Below are 4,134 nucleotides of genomic sequence, written 5' to 3' on the forward strand. Positions count from 1 at the left end.
GCGAGCGCGCCGGCCATCAGCGTGCGGCGCGGGCGCCGCGCGGCGGGGGACGCGGGGTCTTTCGAAGGAGGCGTGGGCTTTTGTTCGTTATCCATCGTGATCTGTCAGGAAGACGGCGCGGCGTGCCGGAAATCGGACTGCTGGGCTGCGCGTGGGCGAGCGGTACCGGGAGGGGGCGCCCGGCTCGGTCCGGGGCCCCGCCGGCCTGCGCGGGAAAAGAGCGGTGCGCACCGCGAATGCGGCGCGACGATGGGCATGATCCTACGTCCCGTCCCCGTTACAGTCCAGTGGTCTATCTTTCAACGGGTTACGGTCGTTACAGAACGCGACAGGACGATGACGAAACGATTACACGCTGACGCGCCGGGCCGGTGCGCCGCCAATTTCGCGGGTGATTTTCGCGATGCATTCGTGCAGTGCCGGCACCACGTGTTCGTGCAGCCATTCGGGCGGGCACTGGTGCGACGCGCCACCGCAATTCACCGAATAGCGCTGGCCCGACGGGCCGACGAAACCGGCCGCGACGGCATTGAGGCCCTCGCGCCATTCGCCATTCGCCGATCGCGATCGCGTGGCCGTCGCGCATCGCGTCGTCCAGCGCGGGGGTCAGGCGGGCGGACACATGCGGCCAGTCGTCGCCCGCGGTGGTGCGCAGCGACTCGAGCAGCAGGCGGCGCTCGTCGTCCTCGAGTGCAGCGAGATAGGCTCGGCCTACCGCGGTGCGCGCGATGTCCATCCGCGAGCCGATCTCGAGGCGCGTGACGAGCACGGCCGAGCGCGGCCGGATCACGTCGATCGCGACCATGTCGAGGCGGTCGCGCACCGCGAGGTGCACGGACAGCGACGTGCGTTCGGCCAGCTCGATCATGAACGGCCGCGAACGCGCGCGAATGTCGAAGTTGCGCAGAAAACCGTGGCTCAGTTCGAGCACCGACGCGGTGAGCACGAAGCGCTCGCTGTCGGGCAACTGGAACAGGAAGCCGGCGCTGACGAGCGTCGCCGTGATGCGCGACACGGTCGGCTTCGGGATGCCGGTCAGTTCGGTCAGCTCGCGGTTGCTGACGGGCGCGTCGGCCGCCGCGATGCGACGCAGCACGGCGAGGCCGCGGGCGAGCGCGGTGATCTCGTCGGGCGAGGATTCACGGTCCCGCAACGCGGGAGAGGTTACAGTTGTCGACACGAGGGATTCTCTCTATTTCCGAAACTCGATTTCAATTTTGTTGGTATTGTAGGACTATTGTCAAAGGATGCATGTTCTGCGGCTGAACCGGTCATTGGATGAGATTTTACGGGTTCACCCTTGGTTTATTAGGAAAACGCTCAAATGAGCATTGCCAGAAAGTGCATGAACCGGTGCAAATACCGCTTGACTTGTCGGGCGGAAACGGAAAGAATGTCTCACGTTTTCGAAACATCGTTTCAAGAGTTTAACCGGCAACGATGTTTCGCGCAGTCTCTCAGGTTCTAGCACGGCCCTCGGAATGGCTAGAACTTTTTTAGCGCCACGGTCTCCGTGGCGCTTTTTTTTGCCCGTCTTTCCGCTCGTCCGCCCGGACGTGTCAGGCCCGTATTATCCCCGATCGTCGAAAACCCCCGTTCGAACCCGTGCGGCGTCTGCTTGCGCCTGTTTGCGCGTGCGCTTCGCGCGATTCGCGTGCGCAAAAAAAAAGCGCGATGCCCGCATGGGGTATCGCGCATCAAACGGCGTGGAGCGCCGACGAATGAACGGTGATGAAGAAAGGGACGCCCGGTCAGGGACGCCCGGTTAGGGATGCCCGGCCAGGGACGCCCGGCTAGAGGCGCCCGGTCACGAGCGCTCCCGGCCAGCGGGCAGGCCCGCCTCGCGCGGCCCGGTCAGGCCTTCGCGAGCTTGATGCTGGTCGGCTCGGCCGTCAGGTAGCCGACGCTGGCGCCGAAGCGGTCCTTGAAGTTTGCGCGCACGAGCGGATCGAGCGTCGGCTTGACCTTGTCGTGCAGCGGCGACTCCCAGTCGCCTGCGTGCTGGAAGTTGCTCATGATGTAGGTCCAGCCGTTGATCTCGTCGACCGCGTGCAGGCCGGTCGATTCGGCGCCGGCCGGGCACGACAGCACGCGCACCAGCGACTTCGTGTCGACGTTGTACGCCCACAGGAAGTTGTTCACGTGCATGCCCGAGTCTTCGCCGATGAAGAGCGTGCGCAGCTTTTCGGAGAACTTCAGGTTGTCCGGGTTCGCGATCTTGTCCGGGTTCGCGAGGTTGCCGAGCTGGTCGGCCGCGGCGAGATCCTCGCCGACGAGCGCGGCCGGCGCGCCCATGTCGACCGGCACCCATTCGCTGTCGATCGCGCTGCCCGTCGTGTCGCGCTGGCTGCCCTTCAGATTCAGCGCATAGACGGCACCCGCGGCGATCTTCTTGTCGACCGCGACGTCGCGCGACACCGCATTGCCCTTGACCATCGACGTCTCGATCCGCGACATCGCCGTGTAGACGATCTTGTCCTTCGCGTTCACGGTCGTGCCTTCGAGCTTCGTGAAGGCCATGCTGCCGCCGAGCAGCGCCGCGTAACGGTGCGTCTCGAGGAACGCGGCCGCCTTTTCCATCCCCGGCTTCACGCGCATCCAGTTGAACTTGCCGCCGAAGTGGATCTTCGCGTAGCTCGGATCGTTCGGGTCGGTGGTCGTCAGGTCCATGATGTCCGACGCCTTCAGCGTGTTCGCGAGCGCTTCGATCTCGCTGCTGGTCGCGTGGCCGATCTTGATCCACGTGAGCGTCGCGGTGCCCGCGCCGGTGGACGACGTCTGCGTCCACTTCGCGACGTACAGCGTGCCGGCCGACAGGTCGGCCGTCTTGTCGGCGACGAACATGAACAGGCCGCCGTTGGTCGCGTCGTCACCCATCATCACGGTGCGCTGGTCCGGCATCACCTGGATCAGCTCGTGCGAAATGCGGCCGAGGCAGTAGTGCTTCTTCACGGTGCCCGTGCCGTCCGCGTTCACGGTGATCTCGGGCAGGTGGCCGTAGTGGTAGGGGTTCGCCTTCGTCTCGTCGCCGAACGTGTTCTTGCTGAATGCCTTGAACTGCGCGTCGGTCGCGATCTTCGTCGCGTCCGGCTCGTACTCTTCGCTCGACAGGTGCGTGCCCCACGGCGACAGGCTCGCGCCGCACGTGATCCACAGGCCGTGCGCCTTCGACGTGTCGACGTTGTGGTACTTGACGACCTTCAGCGCGCCATTGGCCGGATCCTGGTCGAGCGTCACCACCGCGATCGGCGACGGCAGCTGGCCGTACTGCGATGCGCTGGCCTGGTCGCGCGTCGTGTATTCGAACTGCACGACGGCGAACACCGTGTTGCCCTTCACGCCGGGCACGTTCGCGTTCTTCAGCGTCAGCAGCGAGCTGCCGTCCGGGCAGTCGGAATAGAACTGGCGCTCCTTGCCGGCCACCGAGCGGTCGATGATCGGCTGGTTGTTGATGTCGTAATAGCCGCCCGCGAGCGTCGTGCCACCCTTGCCGTCCGGCACCATGTCGCCCGTCACGAAGAACGGCTGGTACGCCAGCTTGAAGTTGCGCGCCGAGCCGTCCGAGAACGACACCGACAGCGTCGAGCCGACCGTCGTCGTGGCCATCGCGGCCGCGTTGTCGAGCGAGGGCGCGGCCATTGCCGAGAACGTCGCCGACGTGTACGCGGCCGCGACCGGGGCCGGCGTCGACGCCGGATTGTCGTCGCCGCCGCAACCCGTCAGCAGGGCCGGCAGCGCGAGGCCGGAGAGGGGAAGCATCGGCGCGCCGGCGAGGATCTTCAGGGCCTGACGACGGGAAGCATTGGGCAACGCGGGCATGTGGAGTCCAGTTTCAGTTGTTGGAAGCATGGCCTTCGCGAAGCAGGCGTTCGGCAAGCTTGACGAAGGCAAATTGAAAACTGGATCGAAGTGTAAGGACGCTCGATGAAAGTTTTTTGAATTGAAAACGTAATGTTGTGTAGGGCGTTCGTCAGACGCTCAATCGCGTTCGGGCGTCGCCGAGATGCGGTGGATCGACAGGTCCGCGCCGTCGAACTCGGCTTCGCGGTCGAGGCGCAGCCCGACGGTCGCTTTCAGTGCGCCGTAGACGAGCGTGCCGCCCGCGGTCGCGATCGCGATGCCGCCGAGCGTGCC

General features: G+C 65.3%; 1 protein-coding gene and 2 pseudogenes. All 3 read right to left on the reverse strand.

Annotation, left to right across the window (positions count from 1 at the left end):
• Nucleotides 1–348: 348 nt before the first annotated feature.
• A pseudogene (locus JYJ84_RS30045) lies at nt 349–1,180 on the reverse strand (IclR family transcriptional regulator).
• Nucleotides 1,181–1,854: 674 nt separating this feature from the next.
• Nucleotides 1,855–3,819: a PhoX family phosphatase gene (locus JYJ84_RS30050; protein ID WP_175221254.1), complete on the reverse strand. Its 1,965-nt coding sequence runs from the start codon at nt 3,817–3,819 to the stop codon at nt 1,855–1,857.
• A 159-nt stretch (nt 3,820–3,978) separates the two neighbouring features.
• Nucleotides 3,979–4,134: pseudogene (locus JYJ84_RS30055) on the reverse strand (ammonium transporter); the annotation flags it as partial.

The organism is Burkholderia sp. LMG 13014, assembly GCF_905232215.1.
Classification (GTDB): domain Bacteria; phylum Pseudomonadota; class Gammaproteobacteria; order Burkholderiales; family Burkholderiaceae; genus Burkholderia.